The following is a 17,905-nucleotide window of genomic DNA, read 5'->3' as shown; positions in this document are numbered from 1 at the left end:
TTTACTTGAGTCCCTCGATGAAATCGAGCAGGTCTGCCATCTCTTGCGTGGTCATGCCGGTTTCGAGACCCTCGGGCATCAGGCTCTGTGAGGAAGAGGACGAGCCCTTGATGTTGCTGCGCGGGATGTTGAGCTGCGCGCCACCCATCATCTTGATGGTCATGCTCGCAGCCTCGTCCTGGGTGATGATGCCGCTCAGCGTCTGGCCATCTTTGGTGTTCACCAGATAGGCGATGTATTGCGGCGCGACTTCCTTGTGCGGATCCAGAATGGCGGTGAGCAGGGCATCACGTCCCTTCGTTTTCACGGTGATGAGATCTGGCCCAACCTCCAGGCCCTGATCTGCTGCGCGGTGGCAGGTAAAGCAGCGCTGCATGTAGATCATCTGCCCCTTGGCTGCATCGCCCTTGGAGGTGAGTGCTGGTTGGAACTTGGCGATGACTGATTCACGAGAAGGCGGGATCACGCTGGCCAGCACTTCACGTGCGGACTTGGCGATGGACTGGTCCTCCATCTTCAGCAGGGCTTGCACTTGGGCGGCGCTCAGATCGGCGGGCTTGATGCTCTTCTCGCCATCGGCCTGCATCGCAGTAAGGAGAGCGCTGATGCGGGCAGGCCGTGCAATGAGGGCTGCCAGGGCGGCTTCACGCGCTTTCGGGGCATAGGCGGACCACTGGTCGATGATGGCCTTCGTCGCCTCATCCGCGGACCAGGTGGCGAGCGTCTTTATCGCCGCAGCTTGCACCGCTTCCGGCTGCCCGGAGGCAAGGCAAGGAGTGAGCGCTTCCCGGGCTTTCGCGAATGGAGCTGACTCCATGAAGGCGATGGCATCCAGCCGCGCGGGTTCGCCGGCCGCAGCATTGGCCGCCACGGTGGCTGCACTGGTGAACACTGCCGCGAGCTTGCCTTCCTTGTCGACCTTCTCGAGTGTCGTGCCGGCACGCTTCAAGCCTTGCGTATAGGCGCTAATCCACGAGTTGCGTGAGGTCGCGGGCAGGTCCGTGGACGACAGAAGCTTCAGCACATAACGATTCGCATCGGGCTCACCAGCGCTGCCGATGATGAGAATGAGATCCCCGGCAAATTTCGACTGCAGTGGTGCGGACTTCGAGCCGATGACATTCTCCAGCAGGCGCAACGCACGCTGAGGTGGTGCGGCCAGGATGGCTGAGGTGATGTATTCATCATCTGCCGAAGCCTCGGCGAGTGCGAGAGCGGCAGTATACGGATTTGCTCCACCTTGTTTGGAACCATCGCTCATGGCGCCTATCAAAAAGGCGAGATGCAGGCGCACACGCGGCGAGGGATCCTTCTCCAGCGTCTCCAGTTCCTTCCACAGGGCAGGGGAGGGAGCCTTCCCATCTGTCCGAATCGCAGCCAGCATCACCGCACGGGCGCGCACGTGCTCATTGGCGTCCTTGAGCGCGATGATGAGATGTTCGTCCGTCAGCGCATTGAAGCCATCGAGGCAGCCGAGTGCGTGCAGCTTTGCGAGGGGATTGGAGGTCTTCCTGATCAGGCCATCGAGCAAGGGCACGGCGCCTTTCTCGTTGCGCTCATAGATCAAGCGTGCGGCACAGTCACGATGCCATCCATTGGGGCTCTCCAGCGTATTGACCAGCTGCTGCAAGGATGCGTCTGCCAGAGGAGTGACCTTCTTTGGCTTCTCTCCACTCTTGATGATGCGGTAGATGCGGCCGCGGTCATTACCGCTGTTCAGGTCGATGTGTTTCTTGATCTCGTCCGGAATGCTCCAGGGATGCTCAATCACCTCGCGATACATGTCGCAGAGATAAAGATGACCATCGGGTCCATTGGCGAAGTTCACCGTGCGCACCCAGGTGTCTTTGCTGGCGGCGAATTCATAACCTTGCTCATCCGCCGGCCGCGCGCCTTTCACGCTCACGCCATCGGGCGAGATAACCTTGCGATGCACGAGCTGACCGCCGGCGTCGCCGGAGAAGGTGTTGTTTGCGAATTCCGGCCCATACGCATCACCGCGATAGACCGTGGTCCCAGTTGCCCCGGTGAAGTAGCCACTGACACGACCACCCCCCTCCACTGCACCCTTTACCACTCCAGCCACACGCCAGCGTGTGCGGATGATGCGCCACGGCTCGTCCGGGCTGATGCGGAAGACTTCTGCCGCGCCTCCATCCACGGCCACGCTACGCTTGGTCGGAGGCATTGTGAAGAACGGATTCCGATTCGCGAAGCGGTCGTCGTAGATGAAGAACTGCAAGTGGTCGCTGTTGCTGCACACGTACTTGCGGCCCCAGTCATCGAAACTCATGCCGTACTGTCCGCCGCCTGCTTCAAGGCCGAATTCCAGCGTGCGCGGGTCAAACCAGAAGTCGCGTCCGCCCAGTTCCATCTCCGGCAGCTCAGGGCGCTTCAGGCACTTCACCTTGCCACGATTGCCACCACCGGCTTGCACGTGGATGCGATTGTCGAGACCCCACTGCGGACAGTTGGCCATACCCTGCACATTGAGAATTTTCAGCCCCGTGCCGAAGCCGGTGTAGATGGTGTCGCGCACGTCTGACTTTCCATCACCATCCGTGTCCTTGAAGAAGATGATGTCCGGTGTCGCAATCACAAACACACCGCCATTTGCGCAGATGAGCCCCGTGGGCCACGCAAGGTTGTCGGCAAATACCTTTGCCGTTTCAAAGAAGCCGTCTCCATCCTTGTCCTCCAGCATGGAGATGCGACCGAGGTGTGGAGTCGCATCACGCATCTCCGAGTAGTCGATCATCTCGCACACAAACATGCGCCCGTGTTCATCGAAGCTGATGGCGATGGGAGAGCGCACGTTGGGCTCATGTGCGGCAAACTCCAATCCGAAGCCCTTCTTCACCTGGAAGGTGGCGATGGCGTCCTTCGGCTCCACGGCAGGATAGCGTGGCAGATCCTTCGCAGGATCCACGGTGACCGCACCTTTCGTTTCGCCATACGCCTTCGCATAGGTGGTCTTGGACTCGATTTTCCTCGCGTCACTCTGCAGTTGGATTTGCGCCCGTTGCTGCGCAGGCAGGAGGGAGTTCGACAGTCCGGCAAAAGCCAGAAGACAGGGGAGCACGGAGCGATGCTTCATGGGAAAGGGCAAGTGTGCCGGGAAAGCTACGGTGCAGGAAGCGGCGAGTGCGGGCGCGGGATGACGGCTTTCAGTACTTTTGTCATGGAAGCCCCGACGGCGAGCCAATTCTCCACGGCGCGAAAGAAAGCCGGAGCGCCTCGGATGTGCGCCTTGGCTACCAATTACCTTGAGTGAATCACACTCCGTGGCACCCTCATTGCCCGAGCTCGAAAAGACGTCATCAGCATCTGTCGCTCAGACGATCTGTTATGCCATTCTACCAGAACATTCTTCATGGACACGGCTTCCACATCGAATGCGATGATGGTCCGGTCTGCGTTGGCTTTTTCACGGGTCGCAAAGTCTATGCGGCAGACGCTCGCCAGGCAGAGAGACGTTTACGTGAAAGATTTCTCCGCGAGAAGAAGGTTGTTCATCTGATGGAGCAAGCACGAGAAGCTGGATGCAGTCCCATGGTCGAGACGCACGACCTGTTCCCGATCACGCTGAAGCACTACCTGTTCGGAAAGTATCCCAAGGGATTCATCCTCTATCCCGAATCGGAGACGGATGGTGAGGGAGTGTTCCAGGTGGGCTCTTTAAAATCCTAGGCGCTCCTCACGGCAGCTTCATCGCGCGCTGCACCAGCCATTCCTGGATGGCCGCGTAGAACTCATATCGCATGTAGACAGCCAGGCGATCTTTGATGTCGATGCCTCCGGACTCCTCTTCGGGAACGAAAAGCCGGAATTCGTTTTCACCTCCTGGATGCAGATTGAATTTATGGTCCAGCATCAGGCGCGCCTGATTCAGCGCGCTGAACCACGCGCGCGCATGCTCCAGCGGGACTTCGAGCAGATGGCGTGGCTCGGCGCCTTCCTTGGTGCTACGATGAGGGCGCACGTTGTCCAGGTCGGAGAGCACAGTGCCCACGTCTCCGGCGAACTGGTTTTCCAGCTCGTCCGCGACAAAGTTCTTCCAATCTTCCAGAAACTCATCGTCCTCATCATCCTTCGTCGTGCGGATGGGCGGCGGGAAAAGGCGTCTGTGCGCCGACTCGTCGGCCACGGTGGCATCCTCCGCCACCTGCCGCAGCAGGTGCAGGTGGAAGTCATCCAGATCGCTCAGGCGCCAGGATTCACGTTCCTTCTGAAGGGTGAGACGCATGGCTTCTGGCTAGTCTGCCTTCTCAATGGTGGAGAGAAGCTGGAATCCGTGCAGCTCTCTCACGTAATGCTCAGCCCGCTCGCGGGCGCCGGTCCACACGATGCTGCGGCCCTGCTCGTGAACCTGCAGCATGAGACGCTGCGCCTCCTTCTCCGGGTAGCCGAAGATCTTCCGGATCACATGGGTCACATAGCTCATCAGATTCACCGGGTCATTGTGAATGACCACGCTCCACGGAGTGTCAAGCTGGGTATCCGTGTCCTCACGAGGCAGCTCGATGGTGCGACGCTCTGGGGTGGTGACAGGGGGCATGGCTGATGACGGAATCGACTCTGAAAATGGTTACTGTTGAAGTTCGACCTGCGGTGCGCTTCCGCGCTTGAAGATCTCTGTAAAATTAATCTGGAATGACGGAAATGCTACTGGCTTGAACCATTCGTGAAAAGGAATGCATCCGGGAAGATAGTAGTGCAGACCTTGGGCCAAGTCTGCCCACCCTTCCACTTCTTCATCGAACTCCAACTTCGTGCCGTCCGCCAGTCGAAATCCGAGCGCGATGATGTCCAGCGAGAATTGATCCATCTTGTACGCGGCGACGGAATGGACGGCCTGCCACGGAACGACGCGGGTGTGATCTTCCGTGGGCGTGAGCTCGCGAATGAGCAGTCCGTGGGTGTCCGCACCCAGGAGTATGGTGGGCACAGAGTTTGTCTTTCCGATCCAGCGGCGGCCCGCCCAACCCAACGAGACCAGCGCGCCGAGAGCCGCGAAAGCAAATAGGGGAGTTTTCATCTGAAAGTCTGATGCTGAACACCCAAAGCGCCGCCGATTGGACGGTGAGCCTGAGGGTGTGTTCCGGTCGTAGGAAGTTTAAATCCTACTTGCCACATCGGGAACTAGGAATTAACATCTCCACCCCTCACCATGAGTCCTGAACAAGTACACGAACTCAACGCCGCCGTGCGCGGCTTCTCCCCCCTCGAACTCACCCGCTGGGCCGTGGAGCGCAGTGGTGGCCGGGCTGTCGTGACCACGAATTTCCGCCCGTACGAGGCCGTTATTCTCCACCTCGCTACCCAAGCGCAGGCGGACATCCCGGTGCTCTGGGTCGACCATGGAACCAATCTCCCCGAGACCTATGTCTTCGCGGATAAGAGCATCAAACAGCTCAGCCTGAACATCAAACCCTACCTGCCGAAGATGACCGCCGCCCACTGGCTGGCGCTGAATGGCGGTCAACCCCCGATGCCGGACGAGGTGGAGCGTGTGGAATCTTTCAGCCGCATCATGAAGCTGGAGCCCTTTGAGCGCGGCATGACCGAACTGGCTCCTGCGGTGTGGATTACCGCCCTGCGCAAGGAGCAGAATCCCCAACGCGCCGCCACCCTCCAGCCGGTGATGTGGGACGCGAAGTTCCAGACCCTGAAGGTCAACCCCATTCTCGACTGGACCCCGGTGGAGATGGAGGCCTACCTCGCCGAGTTTGAACTGCCCAACGAGCGCACCTATTACGATCCCGCCAAGGGCGATGAGAAGCACGAGTGCGGCCTGCACGCGAAGCTCACCACCGACAAGGCCTGAGTCCCCCGGCCAACCCCGTCCCAGCACCGACAATTTCCCTTTTCATGTCCGACATCACGCACCTTCAGTTTCTTGAGAGCGAGGCGATCTACATCCTTCGCGAAACCGCCGCGCAGTTCACGAAGCCGGCGATGCTTTTCTCCGGTGGCAAGGACTCCATCGTGATGGCGTGGCTGGCGCGCAAGGCGTTCCACCCTTCCAAGCTTCCCTTTCCGCTGCTGCACATCGATACCGGGCACAACTTCCCCGAGGCCATGACCTACCGCGACTGGTTCGTGAAGGAAGTGCGCGCGGAACTGGTGGTCGGCTCCGTGCAGAAGAGCATCGATGACGGACGTGTTCAGGAAGAGCGTGGCCACAACGCCAGCCGCAACAAGCTGCAGACCGTGACCCTGCTGGACACCATCGAAGAGCACCAGTTCGACGCGTGCCTCGGTGGTGGCCGCCGTGATGAAGAGAAGGCCCGCGCGAAGGAGCGTTTCTTCTCCCACCGCGATGAATTCGGCCAGTGGGACCCGAAGAACCAGCGTCCTGAGCTCTGGAACATCTTCAATGGCCGCAAAAATTTCGGTGAGCACTTCCGCGTGTTCCCCCTGAGCAACTGGACGGAGATGGACGTATGGCAGTACATCCGCCAGGAGGAGATTCCCCTCCCGAATCTCTACTTCACCCACCAGCGCCGCATCATCGAGCGCCACGGTCAGCTTCTCGATGCTGAAACCGGCTTCGTGACACTTTTGGAGGAGGAGAAGGCCAAGGTGAAGGAGATGACCATCCGCTTCCGCACCGTGGGTGACGCCACCTGCACCGGCGCCGTGCTTTCCGATGCGAAGACCATCGACGAAGTGGTGGCCGAAGTCGCCGCTGCCCGCCAGACCGAGCGCGGCACCCGCGCTGACGACAAGCGCAGTGAGACCGCCATGGAGGACCGCAAGAAGGAAGGCTATTTCTGATTCTTTCCTGCTGAAACCGCCAAGTATCGCCCCCTGATCATCCCTTTCCTCCGCTACTGATTTCATGGACCTTCTCGTCAATCCCACCGAATCCAGCCTCCTGCGTTTCACCACCGCCGGCAGTGTGGATGATGGCAAGAGCACGCTCATCGGCCGCCTCTTGTATGATTCCAAGAGCATCTTCGAGGACCAGCTTCTCGCCGTGGAGGAATCCTCCAAGCGCCGTGGCGATGCCCATGTGAACCTCGCCTTGCTGACCGATGGTCTCCGCGCCGAGCGCGAGCAGGGCATCACGATTGACGTGGCGTACCGCTACTTCGCCACGCCGAAGCGCAAGTTCATCATCGCGGACACGCCGGGCCACATCCAGTACACGCGCAACATGGTCACCGGCGCGAGCACGGCAGACCTCGCCATCATCCTGGTGGATGCCCGTCATGGGGTGGTGGAGCAGACCCGCCGCCATTCCTACCTCGCCTCCCTCCTGCGTATTGAGAAGGTAGTACTGGCCGTGAACAAGATGGACCTCGTGGATTTCAGCCAGGAGGTGTTCGACAAGATCATCGCGGACTTCAACGAATTCCGGAAGAGCCTTCCGAATGAAGTGGACGCCACCCTCATCCCTATCAGCGCACTGAACGGGGACAACGTGGTGGACAAGTCGGACAACACCCCGTGGTACAGCGGCAAGACGCTGCTCGAGCATCTGGAGACCGTGCAGGTCCGCACCGGTTCCTCGCAGCATGATGCGCGCTTCCCGGTGCAGTGGGTCATCCGCCCCATGTCGGATGACTACCATGATTTCCGCGGCTTTGCCGGACGCATGGCCAGCGGCACCTTCAAGGTGGGTGAGGAAGTGCTCGCCCTTCCCGCCGGCATGACCTCGCGCATCACTGGCATTCATACCTTTGAAGGCCGCAAGGAGGAGACGACCCCCGACCTTTCCTACTCCATCACCCTTGCCGATGAGATCGACATCAGCCGTGGCGACATGATTGTGAGGCCGGACCAGGCTCCGCAGCACAGCCCGCACATCGATGCGATGATCTGCTGGTTCACGGAGAAGAAGCTCAAGCCCCGCACCCGGTTCCACCTGCGTCACACCACGCGCGACCTCCGCGCCACCGTGACCGACCTCCACTACAAGGTGGACATCAGCACCATGGAGCAGGTGGGTGACGTGAAGGAATTTGGTCTCAATGACATCGGCTGCATCCGCATCAAGTGCGCCGCGCCGTTGTTCTTTGACGCCTATTCGAAGAACCGCACCACCGGCAGCTTCGTCCTCGTGGACGAACAGACCAACAATACTGTGGCCGCCGGGATGATCCTCCGCGCCGTGGGTGACGAAACGACGAAGAGCACGGACGAGTTCGCGATTTAAGACATTGTCATCTCCCACTCCTTCGCTGATGAGGCGCGGCAACTGCCGCGCCTTTTTCGTCTGCAGATCGTGGCAGTCAGTACTGTACCCTGGACTGCAGGAAGCCCTCCAGCATTTCGCTGGCGACTTGGTTTGGCGCTGTGCCGTACAGCACAGCAACAAAACAAGCTTCGGCAAGCGTGCAGCCAGCCGAAGCTCGGGGTGATTGCTCTCGTGGTACCTGAATTACCGCGACTGCGGCATCATGCGGCCCATGCCGGCATTGCTTTCAAAGGAGCGCGGGCGGTTCCACGGCAGGCTGCTGGAACCATCGGAGGGCGGCACCGGCTTCTTCTTCTTCGGCTCGTCCGTCACGGTACAACTGATCGCAGACAAGGCCACAACACACAGGAGAAGGCTTTGCAGGAGCTGGCGCAGATTCACTCGCTTCATACGTGGCAGCAGCATATTCAGGTTGTCTTCCCGCGCAAGGGCAAGAGGCGCACACCTCGGCCTGCAGTTCTGTTCTCTTCAGTCGGGCGTCTGGGCAAAAAAACGCCCGGGCTGGTCGGCCCGGGCGTACAAAGAACTTCTGCGGCTGTTCGCTTACCTTACTGGTAGAGCGACTCCAGAATGACGCGGTCGCCAGGGGCGATGGCCACGCCGTTGCGGACAGACTTCAGGTCGATGTTCGCCAAGGTCTTGCTCTGGTCCACGGAAACGATGTTCAGGCGGCCGATGGGCTGGTTGCCGCGGGTCACAAGCAACTTGGTGTCCACCGTGATGCCCTTGTTCTCGCCACCTTCGATGACCACGAAGCCCCAATCGTTATTCACAGCCACGATGGTGGCGGAAAGGGAATTGCGGTCAAAGGACTTCTTCCGGACCTCGATGCTTTCAGCGATGTCGGAGAGTTGGGCCTGCACCTTCTTGAGCTCGCCGTCCTTGGCATCGATCAGCTCCTGGGTCTTCTCAGCCTTGGTCTTGTTGTCAGCAATTTCCTTGCGGATGCTGTTCATCATTTCCGGGGCTTTTTCGAGAGCGAAGCCAGCGGGCATGTCCTTGCCAAGCTGATCGATTTGAGTCTTGTACTCTGCGATCTTCTGGTTGGCGGCATCCACGTCCTTTTGGGTGCGCTCGGCATCGGCCTCAGCGTTTCTCAGCTTGTTTTTGGCCAGGGTGAGGCGCTCTTCCTCATTGGTGGCTTCCATGTTGGCTGCCAGGACCTTGGCCTTGGCGCCTTCCGCCTCCGTGGCGAGGTTGTTGGCGTTCTGGCGCTCCCTCTTCAGGCTGTCATCGGTCGTATGGCGCTTGATGCGGAGGTCCACCAGAGACTGGTTGTTCTGGTAGGAAATGGCAATAGCGACCACCATCACGACGGCGCTGAGCATGAAAAGGACTTTGGTCATGGCTACGGGAAATGAACGGAAGGAAGACGGCGCAGGAAGGGAAAAGGGAAGTTACTGCTTGCCAGGAGTCGGGGCGAAGGGGTCAGCGCCAGCCGCCGGGGCAGGTGCGGGAGCGGGGGCAGGTGCCGGGGCGGCTCCCGGAGCAGGGGCGAAGGGATCTGCGCCACCAGGAGCTGCCGGAGCGGCAGGGGCCATGCCGCCAGGTGCGGCACCGAAAGGATCAGCAGCAGGAGCGGCGGGAGCCATGCCACCAGCGGGAGCAGCGGGCGCGGCACCGAAGGGATCAGCGCTAGGCGCACCAGGAGCTGCGGGGGTGGCAGGAGTTCCAGGAGTGGTGGCGCCAGCACCTGCGGGAGCAGGAGCGGGAGCAGGAGGCAGCGGTGCTGCAACGACCAGGTCTCCAGGGCGAATCGTTTCTCCCTGCGCGAGGGTGCCGGGAATAACGTCCGCAACGGAGGAGCTTTGCTCAACGTCGCGCACCTTCAGCTGGGCAACAACGTACCGGCCGCGCTTCACGTTCAGCAGCGCATTGGCAATCATGCCACCCACGTTGCCCTTGTTGAGAATCACGAAGCCAAACTCATTGAACGGAGCGGCCACGCGCGCGGTGAAGTCAGGAGCGATGACGCCAGCGCGCATGCGCTTTTGCACCTCACCCATGTTGATGATTTCCGAAGCGACCTTCTTGATCTTCTCGTCCGCGAACGCGAGCTGCTGGTCCTTGTTGGTGACTTCGGCGACGGAGGCGTCTTTCTCCTTGTTCAGGCCCTCGATGTCAGCCACGAGCTTCTTGATGTCGCCCGCCTTGCGGATCTGTTCCTCAAGCTGGGTGAGCTGCTTGGAGACTTCCTCGTGGCTCTTCTTCAGCAGTTCCACCTCGGCAACCTTGCCGGTGGTGTCTGTTTCCACCTGCGTGACCTGGCCCTTGATTTGATCACGCTTGGTTTCGGCCGTTTTCAGTTCCTCATCGCGCTGGGTCTTCACCTCGGCGATTTCCTTGATCACGGCCTGCGTGTCCTTGAGGTGCTTCTCAGCACGCTCTCCCATGGCACGCTCCTGCTCGTGAACGGACCGGTTGTGGTTCGCAAAGTAAGCACCCGCGGCAAGGAGAATCGCGGAGAAAATGGACAAAACTTTCCAGAGCATGTGAGGAACAGCAGGTTAAATCAGCAAAGAAATTTGTGAATTGGATCCTTTTCTATCCAAAAGCCTCCCCTGAGACAACATAAAAAGTGCGACCTGAGAGTCCCATCTAAACCTTTTTTTCCTGTTAATGCCTTTGATTGGCAATTCTTGTTTGAGATCAACGCGCTGCGTGCCATGCTGAGCACGTCAGGGACCGTGGATAGCGAGCTGGCGAACCCCGCCAGGGCCGGAAGGCAGCAACGGCAGTCAGTCTTTCTTTGCCGCGGCTCCCTGGCATTTTTTTTGAAACTTGGTCGTGAGGAAGGTGCCTGCGTGGCTTGGAGCCCCCTGAAACACATTTCCCGGTAATAAGGCTCGAGGCGCTTCGTTCCACGGAGCCATGAAGCCTGCCGCCCCACTCCGCCATCTCGCCTGCGCCTTTGCGTTCTCTTCTGCCGTCCTTGCCTTGGGAGTCCCCACTGCGGCCCGGGCAGCGGATGCCCCGCTGCTCGCCGTGCCGGGCAAGGTCCTCTTCGAGAACAAACTCGATACCGCTCCTGCGGCCCCGTGGCGCGCTGTCAAAGGGGGCTGGGAATTAAAAGACGGTGTGTGGCGCGGCTCGGAAAAGCCGGAGGACAAGCACGGCGCCGTCAACCGCATGAATACGAAGTTGAAGGACTTCGTTTGGGAGTACGAATTCAAATTCGAAGGGGGCAAGTCCACCAGCCTCAGCATCAATGCCGTGAAGGACCACATGGCTCGCATCCTCATCACGCCGAAGACGGTGGCCATCCAGAAGGATGACAATGACCATGAGGGGCCGGACAAGGCCGTGGTCTTCGCCCGTTTCGCGGTCGATTTCCAACCCGGCACCTGGCACAAGGTGCGTCTGGAGATGGTGGGTGACACCATCCTGGGCAAGGTGGATGACCACGTGGCGTGGGGCAGCAACGACCTCTTCAAGCAGGACCGTGCGAGCCCCGGCTTCACCGTGGGGGGCCAGTCGGTGGACTTCCGTAACGTCACCATCCGCGAGGCGACGCTCAATCCCGAATGGGATAAGGTGAAAGCGACTCTCCCAGCGCCCGGCAGCCAGATGGCCGCCGCGCCTGCTCGCCAAGGCGGGGCGAAGGCTGGCAAGGGCAAGGGCCAGTAAGTGGTTCCAAGTACTGGGTGCCGTGGAGTCACGGGGATAATCATGCATTTTGCCGCTCCCAAAAACTTTGGGAGAAAAGGGGCCGATGCGGTCGCGGGGAACGATTCCCCGCCAGACCGTACGCCCAGCCCCCCAATGGACCCGGAATTGACCCTTTTGGATGATCTCTATCACGCGCACTGGCGCTTAAGAATCATCAAGCACCTACTTGAGGCTCATCGCGCCTCCCCTTGGAAAGGAAATGTGGCATGGCGGCTGCAGGAGGCTGACTACCTCCAGCGGCTGGCTTCTGCCGAGGATCAGTTGTTATTGTGCCGGCGGGAGATGACGACCTACCAGCAGACTCAAGTCGACGCCTACACACGCGAGGCGAGCTAGTAGGCGGTCGGCGAACGGATGGGGACAAGGTCATCAACGCGAGGTGATGAACCTTTTCAGACAGTCGGGACACGAAAGAGGTGTTCACTCCATGTTCGCCTCGTTTCATGCACCGCCCTTCAACATTGGTTTTGCTTGTCTTGATGCTCATGCCCCCGGATCTCGTGGTGGCTCAGGAAAGGGCTCAAGTGTCACATGAGGTGCAAGCACCCCTCGTAAAAGAGGGGTTGGCGATTTGGCTGGACGCTTCATCCCAGGATGCCCTGCGGCAATCCTCCTCGCTGCCGCCGCTGCGGAATCGTCAGGCGGTGGACACTTGGATCGATGGCACGGATGCGCACGCGCAAGCTGTGCAACCTCTCGCGGGCAGCAGGCCACTTCTCATCAGCAGTGATGACGCCGCGTTTTTCCGGTTCGATGGCAAGGACGATTTCCTGTCGCTCACGGGCGGACGGCACCTCACTCCAGACATCACTTTGTTCATCCTTGCCGCGCCGAAGAAAAACGCGGGCGGATTCTCCGCGCTCTTCTCCACCGCCGAGAACGGCAAGAACGACTACACCAGTGGGCTGAACGTGGATCAGGGACCTGCTGGCACGGAGGAACTGAGCGTGATCAATGTGGAATCTGCGGGCGCAGCCGGCTTTCGTGATCTGCTGGTACCGGGAATTCTCGGCGCAGCGGAACGGCCCTTCGGCGCTTTCCACGTGTTCACCATCCGCTCGCGCATCGGAAAGGTCGGCAACGAGGTCTTGGTGGATGGCATCAAGGCTGGTGAACGGGAGCGGTTGGAGTCGCATGTCGGCCTCGATCAAATCACCCTCGGTGCGCGCCGCTATTCCCATGATCCCGCGCAGCCGCCCTACGTGCAGGGGTTTTTCGCCGGAGACATGGCGGCGGTGCTGCTCTACAACCGCGCCCTCACCGACCCTGAGCGGGAGAAGGTGGAGCAGCAACTGATGTCCCGCATGCCTGCCCTGCATGCACTCTCGGATGGGGTGCATGGACACGCGCTGGAGGTGTTGGAGAATCCGCCGCTGGTGCAGATGCTCGTGCCGGGATTTACGGTGGAAGAGTTGCCCCTGCGGATCGGGAATCTGAACAACATTCGCTATCGCGCTGACGGCAAGGTCGTGGCCCTCGGTTATGACGGACGCATCCACCTCCTCAGCGATAGCAATGGCGATGGCCTTGAAGATCACAGCGAGACCTACTGGGACCAGAAGACCATGCGTGGCGCGCTGGGCATCGTGGTTTCCGAGAAAGGCGATCGCCATGGCAAAGGCATCTTCGTTGCGAGCAAGGGCAAGGTATCTTTCTTCCCGGATGCGAATGGCGATGACCGTGCTGACGAGGAGAAGGTGATTGCCTCTGGATGGAAGGAAACTTTCCACGGAGTGGACACCCTCGGGCTCGCCAGAGATCCCAAGGACGGCTCGATCTACTTTGGCCTGGGATGCGCCAACTTCGCGGACGGTTATCTCATCGACAAGAACACAGGCAAATCCCAATACGATGTGAATGGCATCCGGGGAACCGTCCAGCGTCTGAGCGCAGACTTCGCCCAGCAGGAAACCATCTGCAGCGGGGTGCGCTTCACCTGCGCACTGGCATTCAATCGCGAGGGGGATCTGTTTGCCACGGATCAAGAAGGCGCCACCTGGCTGCCGAACGGCAATCCCTTCGATGAGCTTTTGCACATCGAACGAGGCAAACATTATGGCTTCCCTCCCCGGCATCCAAGGCATCTGCCCGAGGTGATTGATGAGCCTGCGGTGGTGGAATACGGCCCGCAGCACCAGAGCACCGTGGGCATGGTCTTTGATGAAGGCGTGCATGGTGGACCGGCCTTCGGCCCGAAGTTCTGGGAAGGTGATGCGATTGTCTGTGGGGAATCACGTGGCAAACTCTGGCGCACGAAACTGGTGAAGACGCCCCAAGGCTATGTGGCGCAGAATCATCTCATCGCCTGCCTCGGCATGCTGCTCGTGGATGCGTGTGTGACTCCGCAGGGTGATTTGCTGCTGGCCTGCCACAGTGGTCCTCCTGACTGGGGCACGGGACCAGCGGGGGAAGGGCGGCTGTTTAAAATTCGCTATACGGGAAAAGAACTGCCCCAGCCGGTCATGGCCTGGGCCGCTGCGCCGGATGAATTCCGCGTCGCTTTTCACAAGAAACTTGAGCCGTCCGATTGGGCGGATGCTGCGAAGAAGATTCGCATCGAAGCCGGTCAGTTTGTCAGCGCGGGTGATCGTTATGAAACCGTGCGCCCGGGATATCAGGTGGTGCGCGACCAAATGGGTGCACCGCGACGCTGGGTGCCGGTGCTGGGACTCTCCATGAGCCAGGATCAGCGCACGCTCATCCTGCGTGTGCCAAGCCAGACAGAGCCGGCCAGATATGCGGTGACGCTCCCGTTGCCGAACAGGTGGCTTCGAAAAAAAGGCATCGAACAGAAAGCAGAGATGGATGTGGCGCTCACCATGAATGGTGCCCTGGCGAATGTGAAAACTGCCGCGGGAGAAGTGACCACGTGCGTGCTGCCACACCCTGCGCCCTGGGTCGCAAGAGAACTGTGTGATGGCTCCACGGATCATGAAGCGTTTTTCCAAAAGGCATCGCAAAGTGGCGCGGCACTTTCACTGGAGGCATTGGCAGACTCCTCGAATCCTTTTGTGCCCGCAGTACAGCCCGGCTCGAAACTGGACTGGGATGTCTCCGAGGAACCGTTCATGAAGGCGGAATTTGCAGTGAAGAGTTCGGGAAAGATCGATGAAGTGCATGTTACCCATCAGGCTTCGCAGCAAGGGAGGCTGAAGCCGCTGGCCATCACGATGGCGACGGGACAATCCACCGCCACGTCGGACGTATTCCTCCAAGGCGTGGGCGCGCAGCGTCCGCTGAGCACACCGCGTGTCTTTGTGCCATGGACCACGGAAAGCACGAAGCCAGTCGGTGGTGGCTCAACCCCTGCGCTGGCCAAGGCTCGCACGGATGTGAAGGGAAACTGGATGGAGGGTCGGCGCCTCTTCTTCGGCCAGGCGGCCTGCTTCATCTGCCATACCTTGCGTGGAGAGGGGTTTGCCTTTGGACCAGACCTCACCAATCTCATTCATCGCGATCGTGGCTCCGTGCTCCAGGACATTCTTCATCCGTCTGCCACCATTAATCCGGATCAGTTCGGCAGCATCGTGAAGATGAAGGACGGTACCAGCCTCGCAGGCATCGTCCGTGCAGGTGCAGGACAAATAGTGAAGATAGGTCTGGCGGGCGGCGCGCAGATGGAAGTGGGCCATGAGAAGGTAGCTGCCATCGAGCCCATGAAGGTCTCGCTCATGCCGGAAGACTTCGGCAAGCGCCTGACGGAGGACCAGCAGGAGGATCTGCTGACATTTCTGCTCACGACACCTCTGGAGCCTGCGGTCATCACGCGCGCTGATCCCCCAACGCCCGCACCGCGCACGTTGAAGGAACTCGCGCCCATCCTTCCGCCATCGGCATCTCCCGAAGCGCGCGCCGCGTGGAAGCCTTTGCGCATCTTGTTGGTCACCGATTCCAAGGATCACGGCATCGATGAACACGACTATCCGCTGTGGCTGGATCGCTGGACACGCCTCCTGTCTCTCGGGGAGAAGATCCAGGTGGAGAGCTGCGAAGGGTTTCCCCCTGCAGAGAAACTCGCCAGGGCGGATGTCACCGTCTTTTACTCACGGAATACCGGCTGGGATCTGCGCGCGGCCAAGCTACTCGATGACTATCAGGAACGTGGCGGCGGATTGGTATATCTCCATTGGGCCATTGAAGGCGGCAAGCACGCGGACCCACTGGCGGAGCGCGTGGGTCTTGCCTTTTCTTTCTCGAAGTTTCGGCATGGCGATATGGACCTGCAGTTCGCGGCTTCCGAGCACCCTATCACGAAGGGCTTTCAGCAGCTGAAGCTCACGGACGAGTCCTATTGGAATCTTCGTGGCGAGCCCCGCCGTGTATTACTGCTTGCGACTTCACAGGAAGACCAAGCTCCACAACCGCAGCTCTGGACCTTGGAACGCGGCAAGGGGCGCGTCTTTGGTTGCATCCCCGGTCATTACACCTGGACCTTCGATGATCCGTTGTATCGCCTTCTTGTGCTGCGGGGCATCTGCTGGGCTGCGAAGGAAGGTGACGTGGAACGCCTCTCGGAGCTTGCGCTTATCGGAGCTCGGGTGCAGCCCTGAATTGCCCTCTCTGATCCGGTATTGCTTCCTTGCGAGGACGAATAATCAGCGCGCCGATCAATCAGGGGCTTCACGAGCGTTTCGTTCCCTGCTTTGCTCTTCCCGATCATGAATACTGATTCCAAGCCCGCTTTCTCACGGCGTCGTTTCGTGGCCTCCGCAGGCCTCGTCGCTGGCACAATGATTACCCGCCCGCTCTTCGGTGCGGATGCTCCCAGCAACAAGCTCAACATTCTACTCATCGGGGTGTGGGGCCGCGGCCTCGCCCACTATGACTCGCTGAGTGATGAGAACGTCGTCGCGTTGTGCGACGTGAACGAAAAGCGCTTCCCTGATGCGCTCAAGCGTTTCCCCAATGCCACGACCTATGTGGACTGGAGAAAAGCACTGGATCACAAAGGGCTGGATGCTGTCGTGATTTGCACTGCAGACCACACGCATGCCTTCATCGCAAGCTGGGCGCTGAATCGCAACCTCCATGTGTATTGTGAAAAACCCCTCGCCATCACGGTGAATGAAGCCCGTGCCGTCCGCGCGAAGTGGGACACGAAGAAGGGCAAGCTCGCCACGCAGGTGGGCATGCAGCGCCACGCGAACGCGAACTTCAATCGCGTGCGCGAGCTCATTCACGATGGCGCCATCGGTGAACTCCAGGCCGCGTATGCCTGGGGAAATCGCCAGATCCGCCGCTCCGGTTATCTGCCAGCGGAGGGTACGCCGCCGGAGGGCTTCAATTATGATCTATGGCTGGGACCAGCTCCCTACCGCCCGTACAACCCCGGCTATTTCTCCGGCGGCCCCGGGGCGAATTGCCTCCAGTGGAACATGTTCTGGGACTTCGGTGCCGGCCAGATTGGTGACATGGGCAGCCACACCATGGATATTGTGTGGAATGTCGTGGACGCCAAGCTCCCCACGGCTGTCTCCGCCAAGGGTGAAGCCTTCAACTCGGACGTGACCCCCGTGGAGTGTGAATCCCACTTCGAGCATCCAGCCAATGACTGGCGTGGACCCATCACGGTGAGCTGGTACCAGGGCGGTGTGATGCCTCGCGCGCCAAAGCCGGTTATTGACCTTACGAAGATCGGCCACGGCGCCATGTTCAAGGGCTCGAAGGGTTTCCTCATCTCGGACTTCGATTCGCGCATGGTGCTGCCCTTTGGTGATGAAGCGGATCTGACCTACTACAAGCCCCGCACGAAGGAGACGCTCATCCCGCCGGTGGGACATTTCCAGAAGGAATGGCTCGCCGCCTGTCGCGAACCCGGCAAGAAAACATCCTGCGACTTCGGTTACAGCGCGGACATGATCGAGCAGATGTTGCTCGGCCTTGTGGCCTACCGTGTGGGCAAGAAGATTAGCTACGATCCCAAGACCGGCAAGAGTCCCGATACGCCTGAGGCAGAGACCTTCATGGGCAAGCAGTACCGCGACGGCTGGACCATGGATGGCTGAGCCATCTTGTTCATAGACGAATGCA

At 59.9% G+C, this 17,905-nt stretch carries 15 protein-coding genes and 1 other RNA gene; 9 read left to right on the top strand and 7 right to left on the bottom strand.

All coding sequences use genetic code 11. From position 1 onward, the window contains the following. Position 1 precedes the first annotated feature (1 nt). On the bottom strand, positions 2–3,097 hold the full coding sequence (locus tag G5S37_RS27655; protein WP_165208777.1) for a PVC-type heme-binding CxxCH protein: 3,096 nt from the start codon (positions 3,095–3,097) through the stop codon (positions 2–4). A gap of 251 nt (positions 3,098–3,348) precedes the next feature. On the opposite strand from G5S37_RS27655, the gene G5S37_RS27650 reads away from it, so the two are divergent. Continuing rightward, entirely contained in the window at positions 3,349–3,690 is a 342-nt protein-coding gene (locus tag G5S37_RS27650) for a hypothetical protein (RefSeq protein WP_165208775.1), read from the top strand. Positions 3,691–3,697: 7 nt separating this feature from the next. On the opposite strand, the gene G5S37_RS27645 is transcribed toward G5S37_RS27650, so the two are convergent. The 3 genes from G5S37_RS27645 to G5S37_RS27635 are packed head-to-tail and all read right to left on the bottom strand — an operon-like array spanning position 3,698 to position 5,038. After that, positions 3,698–4,246 (bottom strand): DUF2017 family protein, encoded by a 549-nt coding sequence (locus G5S37_RS27645; protein WP_165208773.1) that lies wholly within the window; start codon positions 4,244–4,246, stop codon positions 3,698–3,700. 9 nt (positions 4,247–4,255) lie between these two features. Beyond that, positions 4,256–4,558 (bottom strand): ATP-dependent Clp protease adapter ClpS, encoded by a 303-nt coding sequence (clpS, locus tag G5S37_RS27640; RefSeq protein ID WP_165208771.1) that lies wholly within the window; start codon positions 4,556–4,558, stop codon positions 4,256–4,258. A 30-nt stretch (positions 4,559–4,588) separates the two neighbouring features. Further along, a complete protein-coding gene (locus G5S37_RS27635) occupies positions 4,589–5,038 on the bottom strand; it encodes a hypothetical protein (protein ID WP_165208769.1) in 450 nt (149 codons plus the stop codon). 132 nt (positions 5,039–5,170) lie between these two features. On the opposite strand from G5S37_RS27635, the gene G5S37_RS27630 reads away from it, so the two are divergent. The 3 genes from G5S37_RS27630 (at position 5,171) to cysN (ending at position 8,164) form a co-directional block, all read left to right on the top strand. Next, the gene (locus G5S37_RS27630) at positions 5,171–5,827 is read left to right on the top strand and encodes a phosphoadenosine phosphosulfate reductase family protein (protein ID WP_165208767.1); all 657 of its coding nucleotides are present in this window, start codon (positions 5,171–5,173) and stop codon (positions 5,825–5,827) included. 44 nt (positions 5,828–5,871) lie between these two features. Beyond that, positions 5,872–6,780, top strand: coding sequence for a sulfate adenylyltransferase subunit CysD (gene cysD, locus G5S37_RS27625; RefSeq protein ID WP_165208765.1), 909 nt, complete (start codon positions 5,872–5,874; stop codon positions 6,778–6,780). Positions 6,781–6,844: 64 nt separating this feature from the next. Next, positions 6,845–8,164, top strand: a complete 1,320-nt coding sequence (gene cysN, locus G5S37_RS27620; RefSeq protein WP_165208763.1) for a sulfate adenylyltransferase subunit CysN — start codon at positions 6,845–6,847, stop codon at positions 8,162–8,164. 225 nt (positions 8,165–8,389) lie between these two features. Here the strand turns inward: cysN and G5S37_RS27615 are convergent, their stop codons facing one another. From G5S37_RS27615 to G5S37_RS27605, 3 genes are all read right to left on the bottom strand, one after another. Beyond that, positions 8,390–8,611 carry a hypothetical protein gene (locus G5S37_RS27615; protein WP_165208761.1) on the bottom strand — a complete coding sequence of 74 codons (222 nt, stop codon included), beginning with the start codon at positions 8,609–8,611 and terminating at the stop codon, positions 8,390–8,392. Positions 8,612–8,754: 143 nt separating this feature from the next. Beyond that, complete coding sequence (locus tag G5S37_RS27610) at positions 8,755–9,552, bottom strand: hypothetical protein (RefSeq protein ID WP_165208759.1); 798 nt, start codon at positions 9,550–9,552, stop codon at positions 8,755–8,757. Between the two features lie 51 nt (positions 9,553–9,603). Continuing rightward, on the bottom strand, positions 9,604–10,698 hold the full coding sequence (locus G5S37_RS27605) for a hypothetical protein (RefSeq protein WP_165208757.1): 1,095 nt from the start codon (positions 10,696–10,698) through the stop codon (positions 9,604–9,606). Between the two features lie 184 nt (positions 10,699–10,882). On the opposite strand from G5S37_RS27605, the gene ffs reads away from it, so the two are divergent. The 5 genes from ffs to G5S37_RS27580 all read left to right on the top strand — a co-directional run bounded on the left by ffs (position 10,883) and on the right by G5S37_RS27580 (position 17,880). Continuing rightward, an RNA gene (gene ffs, locus G5S37_RS27600) (signal recognition particle sRNA small type) lies at positions 10,883–10,977 on the top strand. Positions 10,978–11,077: 100 nt separating this feature from the next. Next, on the top strand, positions 11,078–11,833 hold the full coding sequence (locus G5S37_RS27595) for a family 16 glycoside hydrolase (protein ID WP_165208755.1): 756 nt from the start codon (positions 11,078–11,080) through the stop codon (positions 11,831–11,833). 42 nt (positions 11,834–11,875) lie between these two features. After that, the gene (locus tag G5S37_RS27590) at positions 11,876–12,211 is read left to right on the top strand and encodes a hypothetical protein (RefSeq protein ID WP_206026176.1); all 336 of its coding nucleotides are present in this window, start codon (positions 11,876–11,878) and stop codon (positions 12,209–12,211) included. Between the two features lie 149 nt (positions 12,212–12,360). Beyond that, the gene (locus G5S37_RS27585) at positions 12,361–16,425 is read left to right on the top strand and encodes a ThuA domain-containing protein (RefSeq protein WP_165208751.1); all 4,065 of its coding nucleotides are present in this window, start codon (positions 12,361–12,363) and stop codon (positions 16,423–16,425) included. 108 nt (positions 16,426–16,533) lie between these two features. Then, positions 16,534–17,880, top strand: coding sequence for a Gfo/Idh/MocA family oxidoreductase (locus tag G5S37_RS27580; RefSeq protein WP_165208749.1), 1,347 nt, complete (start codon positions 16,534–16,536; stop codon positions 17,878–17,880). Positions 17,881–17,905: the final 25 nt, after the last annotated feature.

Source organism: Roseimicrobium sp. ORNL1 (genome assembly GCF_011044495.1).
Classification (GTDB): Bacteria; Verrucomicrobiota; Verrucomicrobiia; order Verrucomicrobiales; family Verrucomicrobiaceae; genus Roseimicrobium.
Note: the sequence above shows the minus strand (reverse complement) of the source record. Positions and strands in the feature narration are given on the sequence as shown.

Bases quoted from the DNA above. Each gene is read 5' to 3' on its own strand.
- G5S37_RS27655 (WP_165208777.1), bottom strand. From the start codon at position 3,097: ATGAAGCATCGCTCCGTGCTCCCCTGTCTTCTGGCTTTTGCCGGACTG.
- G5S37_RS27650 (WP_165208775.1), top strand. From the start codon at position 3,349: ATGCCATTCTACCAGAACATTCTTCATGGACACGGCTTCCACATCGAA.
- G5S37_RS27645 (WP_165208773.1), bottom strand. From the start codon at position 4,246: ATGCGTCTCACCCTTCAGAAGGAACGTGAATCCTGGCGCCTGAGCGAT.
- clpS (WP_165208771.1), bottom strand. From the start codon at position 4,558: ATGCCCCCTGTCACCACCCCAGAGCGTCGCACCATCGAGCTGCCTCGT.
- G5S37_RS27635 (WP_165208769.1), bottom strand. From the start codon at position 5,038: ATGAAAACTCCCCTATTTGCTTTCGCGGCTCTCGGCGCGCTGGTCTCG.
- G5S37_RS27630 (WP_165208767.1), top strand. From the start codon at position 5,171: ATGAGTCCTGAACAAGTACACGAACTCAACGCCGCCGTGCGCGGCTTC.
- cysD (WP_165208765.1), top strand. From the start codon at position 5,872: ATGTCCGACATCACGCACCTTCAGTTTCTTGAGAGCGAGGCGATCTAC.
- cysN (WP_165208763.1), top strand. From the start codon at position 6,845: ATGGACCTTCTCGTCAATCCCACCGAATCCAGCCTCCTGCGTTTCACC.
- G5S37_RS27615 (WP_165208761.1), bottom strand. From the start codon at position 8,611: ATGCTGCTGCCACGTATGAAGCGAGTGAATCTGCGCCAGCTCCTGCAA.
- G5S37_RS27610 (WP_165208759.1), bottom strand. From the start codon at position 9,552: ATGACCAAAGTCCTTTTCATGCTCAGCGCCGTCGTGATGGTGGTCGCT.
- G5S37_RS27605 (WP_165208757.1), bottom strand. From the start codon at position 10,698: ATGCTCTGGAAAGTTTTGTCCATTTTCTCCGCGATTCTCCTTGCCGCG.
- G5S37_RS27595 (WP_165208755.1), top strand. From the start codon at position 11,078: ATGAAGCCTGCCGCCCCACTCCGCCATCTCGCCTGCGCCTTTGCGTTC.
- G5S37_RS27590 (WP_206026176.1), top strand. From the start codon at position 11,876: ATGCATTTTGCCGCTCCCAAAAACTTTGGGAGAAAAGGGGCCGATGCG.
- G5S37_RS27585 (WP_165208751.1), top strand. From the start codon at position 12,361: ATGCCCCCGGATCTCGTGGTGGCTCAGGAAAGGGCTCAAGTGTCACAT.
- G5S37_RS27580 (WP_165208749.1), top strand. From the start codon at position 16,534: ATGAATACTGATTCCAAGCCCGCTTTCTCACGGCGTCGTTTCGTGGCC.